At 69.5% G+C, this 4,234-nt stretch carries 4 protein-coding genes; 2 read left to right on the forward strand and 2 right to left on the reverse strand.

The annotated features are described in order from the left end of the window. Positions 1-135: 135 nt before the first annotated feature. The gene (locus ACWEFL_RS36030; protein WP_451721327.1) at positions 136-807 is read right to left on the reverse strand and encodes a response regulator; all 672 of its coding nucleotides are present in this window, start codon (positions 805-807) and stop codon (positions 136-138) included. 9 nt (positions 808-816) lie between these two features. After that, positions 817-1,701, reverse strand: coding sequence for a RecB family exonuclease (locus ACWEFL_RS36035; protein WP_451721329.1), 885 nt, complete (start codon positions 1,699-1,701; stop codon positions 817-819). A gap of 155 nt (positions 1,702-1,856) precedes the next feature. On the opposite strand from ACWEFL_RS36035, the gene ACWEFL_RS36040 reads away from it, so the two are divergent. Both ACWEFL_RS36040 and ACWEFL_RS36045 read left to right on the forward strand, forming a co-directional pair. Then, positions 1,857-3,113, forward strand: coding sequence for a site-2 protease family protein (locus ACWEFL_RS36040; RefSeq protein WP_451721331.1), 1,257 nt, complete (start codon positions 1,857-1,859; stop codon positions 3,111-3,113). Between the two features lie 94 nt (positions 3,114-3,207). Then, positions 3,208-4,119, forward strand: a complete 912-nt coding sequence (locus ACWEFL_RS36045) for a tRNA (adenine-N1)-methyltransferase (RefSeq protein WP_451721333.1) — start codon at positions 3,208-3,210, stop codon at positions 4,117-4,119. Positions 4,120-4,234: the final 115 nt, after the last annotated feature.

Here is a 4,234-nt window from a genome sequence, read left to right on the forward strand (position 1 = left end):
CGCGTGCCCGAGAATCAACTGATAGCCGGGCGTTACCGGTTGCTGAGCCCGCTGGCCAGCCCGCCGCCGCTCGCTCATCCAATCCACCACAGGCCCGGCCCGGCGAATGCCGTCACCGCACCGTGTCCGACCGCCTCACTGCGCGCCCGGCCGCACCAGCCCGCTCTCGTACGCGTACACCGCGGCCTGCACCCGGTCACGCAGCCCCAGCTTGGTCAGCACATGACCCACATGCGTCTTCACCGTCGTCTCACTGACGAACAGATCCGCCGCGATCTCGGCATTCGACAGACCACGGGCCACCAGCTTCAGCACCTCCACCTCACGCTCGGTCAGCGTGTGCAGCGTGTCCGGAACCTGCTCCTCACCCGACGGCAGATGCCCCGCGTACTTGTCCAACAGCCTGCGCGTGATACTCGGCGCGAGCATCGCCTCGCCCGCCGCGACCACCCGGATCGCCTGCACCAGCTCATTGGCCGGAGCGTCCTTCAGCAGAAAGCCACTCGCCCCCGCCCGCAGCGCCTCCACCACGTACTCGTCCAGATCGAACGTCGTCAGCACCAGCACCTTCGCCGGACCGTCCCGTCCCGGCCCCGTGATCTGCCGCGTCGCCTCGACCCCGTCCATCCGCGGCATCCGGATGTCCATCAGCACCACATCGGGCTGGAGGGCCCGCACCTGATCGAGCGCCTGCAGGCCGTCCCCGGCCTCGCCGACGACCGCGATGTCCTGCTCCGCCTCCAGAATCATCCGAAACCCGGTACGCAGCAGCGGCTGGTCATCGACCAGCAGGACGCGGATAGCCACAGGAACTCCTCACACTCGGTCCCGGCCCATTCTGCCCTGACCGTCTTCGGGCGAAGCGGCCGGGGAAACGCTCAGCGGGTAGACGGGGGGAGTGCCGCCGAATTCCGGACACATCGCCTGGTGATCACACCAACCGCACAGTTTCGTCGGCCGAGGCCGCCAGTCCCCCGACTCCGTAGCCGCCCTGATCGCCTCCCACAGCGCCAGCAGCTTGCGCTCCACCCGCTCCAGATCCGCCGGCACCGGGTCGTACGTCAGCACATCACCGCTGCCCAGATACACCAGCTGCAGCCGGCGAGGCACCACCTTCTTCAGCCGCCAGATCACCAGCGCGTAGAACTTCATCTGGAACAGCGCGCCCTCGCTGTACTCCGGGCGCGGAGCCTTCCCCGTCTTGTAGTCGACGATCCGCACCTCACCGGTCGGCGCCACATCCACCCGGTCGATGACCCCACGGAGCCGCAGGCCGGAATCCAGCTCCGTCTCGACGAACATCTCCCGCTCGGCCGGCTCCAGCCGTGTCGGATCCTCCAGCGAGAACCACCGCTCCACCAGCGCCTCGGCCTCACCCAGCCATCGTGACAGCCGCTCACCGCCCTCATCCCCCGCGAACAGCTCACCCAACTCGGGCCGCGACTCCACCAGCCGCTCCCACTGGCCCGGAATCAGCGACTTCGCGGCCGGCGGCGTACGTTCCGCGGCCGGAGCGTCGAAGAGCCGCTCCAGCACCGCGTGCACCAGCGTCCCCCGGGTGGCCGCCTCACTCGGCTTCTCCGGAAGCCTGTCGATCACCCGGAACCGGTACAGCAGCGGGCACTGCATGAAATCACCGGCCCGCGAAGGCGACAGCGACATCGGCACGGCACCCGGCGAAGGCTCCTGACTCGTACTCATGACGCAGACCCTACGACCCGCCACTGACAGCGAGCGCAATACCATCGACCACAGAGGCCCGCGCACTGCATGATCGGGCGAGAGATGATCGAAGCAGAGGCCGGACCGGAGAGAGGGCCGGAGACCGGTCGACGATCTCGCGACGAAGGGACCCCGTGAACCAGGACGACTCGAGGGACGACTCGAGAGGCGAGCGCTCACGCGCGTCGGCCGGCACGGGAGGAAAGCCCCCCGAGGACGGCAAACGGCAGCGCCCCGACGGCCCCGGCGGAGGAATCCTCATGGGCCGACCCTTCGGCGTGCCCGTGTACGTCGCACCCAGCTGGTTCCTCGTCGCCGCGCTCATCACCTGGGTCTTCGGCGGACAGCTCAACCGGGTCCTGCCGGAACTCGGCGGACTCAGCTACCTCGTCTCCCTCTTCTTCGCCGTCGCCTTCTACGCCTCCGTACTCGTCCACGAACTGGCGCACACCGTCGCCGCACTCCGCTTCAAACTGCCGGTACGGCGCATCCAGCTCCAGTTCTTCGGCGGAGTGTCCGAAATCGAGAAGGAGTCCGAGACCCCCGGCCGCGAATTCGTCCTCGCCTTCGTCGGCCCCCTCCTCTCCCTCGTCCTCGCGGGCGTCTTCTACCTCGCCATGCAGACCGTCGAGCCCGGCACCGTACCCGGAGTACTCCTCGCCGGACTGATGATCTCCAACCTCATCGTCGCCGTCTTCAACCTCCTCCCCGGCCTCCCGCTCGACGGCGGCCGGATGCTGCGCGCCGTCGTCTGGAAGATCACCGGCAAACCCATGAGCGGCACCGTCGCAGCCGCCTGGGTCGGACGAGCACTCGCCATCGCCGTACTGATCGGCCTCCCCCTCCTCACCCACACCGGCGCCCTCGGCAACCCCACCCAGACGCTCGGCGGCATGGAAACCGTCACCGACGCCCTGCTCGCCGCGATCCTCGCCGCGATCATCTGGACCGGCGCCGGCAACAGCCTCCGTATGGCCCGCCTCCGCGAACACCTCCCCGAACTGGCGGCCCGGACCCTCACCCGCCGCGCCGTCCCCGTCGAATCCGCCACCCCCCTCTCCGAAGCCCTCCGCCGCGCCAACGAGGCCGGAGCCCGCGCACTCGTCATCGTCGACGGCCAGGGCAACCCCACCGCCCTCGTCCGCGAAACGGCCATCGTCGGAGTGCCCGAACACCGTCGCCCCTGGGTCGCCGTCAGCGGCCTCGCCCAAGAACTCACCGACGGCATGAGGATCCCCGCCGACCTGGCGGGAGAACCACTGCTCGACACACTGCGGGCGACACCCGCGACGGAGTACCTCGTGGTCGAGGACACGGGAGAGGTCTACGGGGTTCTGTCGACGGCGGACGTCGAGAAGGCGTTCGTCGCGGCCATGGCGAGGCCGCAGTAACCTTCCGGTCACCCACCGACAACGTCCCACCCGCCCAGGGATGGGCCCCGGCTCGCTGGTCCGTGGGGCACGCAGGGGCCGGTAGGCTGGTCACATGTCCGAACCGACCGGTGCCGCCCGCCGACGCGGGCCCTTCAAGGTCGGGGACCAGGTCCAGCTCACCGACCCCAAGGGACGCCACTACACGTTCACGCTCGAGGCCGGGAAGAACTTCCACACCCACAAAGGGTCCTTCCCGCACGACGAGCTGATCGGTACTCCCGAGGGCAGTGTTGTCCGAACCACGGGAAACGTCGCCTACCTCGCGCTGCGCCCCCTGCTCCCCGACTACGTCCTGTCCATGCCCCGCGGCGCCGCCGTGGTCTACCCCAAGGACGCGGGGCAGATCCTGGCCTTCGCCGACATCTTCGCCGGCGCGCGCGTCGTCGAGGCCGGAGTGGGCTCCGGATCGCTCAGCGCCTTCCTGCTGCGCGCCATCGGCGACCACGGCATGCTGCACTCGTACGAGCGCCGCCAGGACTTCGCGGAGATCGCCCAGCAGAACGTGGAACGCTACTTCGGCGGCCCGCACCCCGCGTGGCAGCTGACCGTAGGCGATCTCCAGGACAATCTGGTGGACGCGGACGTCGACCGCGTCATCCTGGACATGCTCGCCCCCTGGGAGTGCCTGGAGGCCGTCTCCAAGGCGCTCGTGCCCGGCGGCATCCTCTGCTGCTACGTCGCCACCACGACACAGCTCTCACGGACCGTGGAGTCCATCCGCGAGATCGGCTGCTTCGCCGAGCCCCAGCCGTGGGAGTCGATGATCCGGAACTGGCACGTCGAAGGACTCGCCGTCCGCCCCGACCACCGGATGATCGGCCACACCGGCTTCCTGGTCACCGCCCGCCGTCTCGCCGACGGCGTCGAGCCCCCGATGCGCCGCCGCAGGCCCGCCAAGGGCGCGTACGGCGACGACTACGTCGGCTGGGGCGGCGGGAAGGAAAAGCCCGCCGACAACGGCTGACACCGGGACAATCCCAGGACCCCGCGGCCGAGTTCCCGGTTCACCCCATGCTGCCCAGCGCGGTGGTGCCGAGACCGAGGGGGGAGCCGATGAGCTGCCCGGTGGAGCCGTCGAT

It is taken from the genome of Streptomyces sp. NPDC004838, from assembly GCF_053600955.1.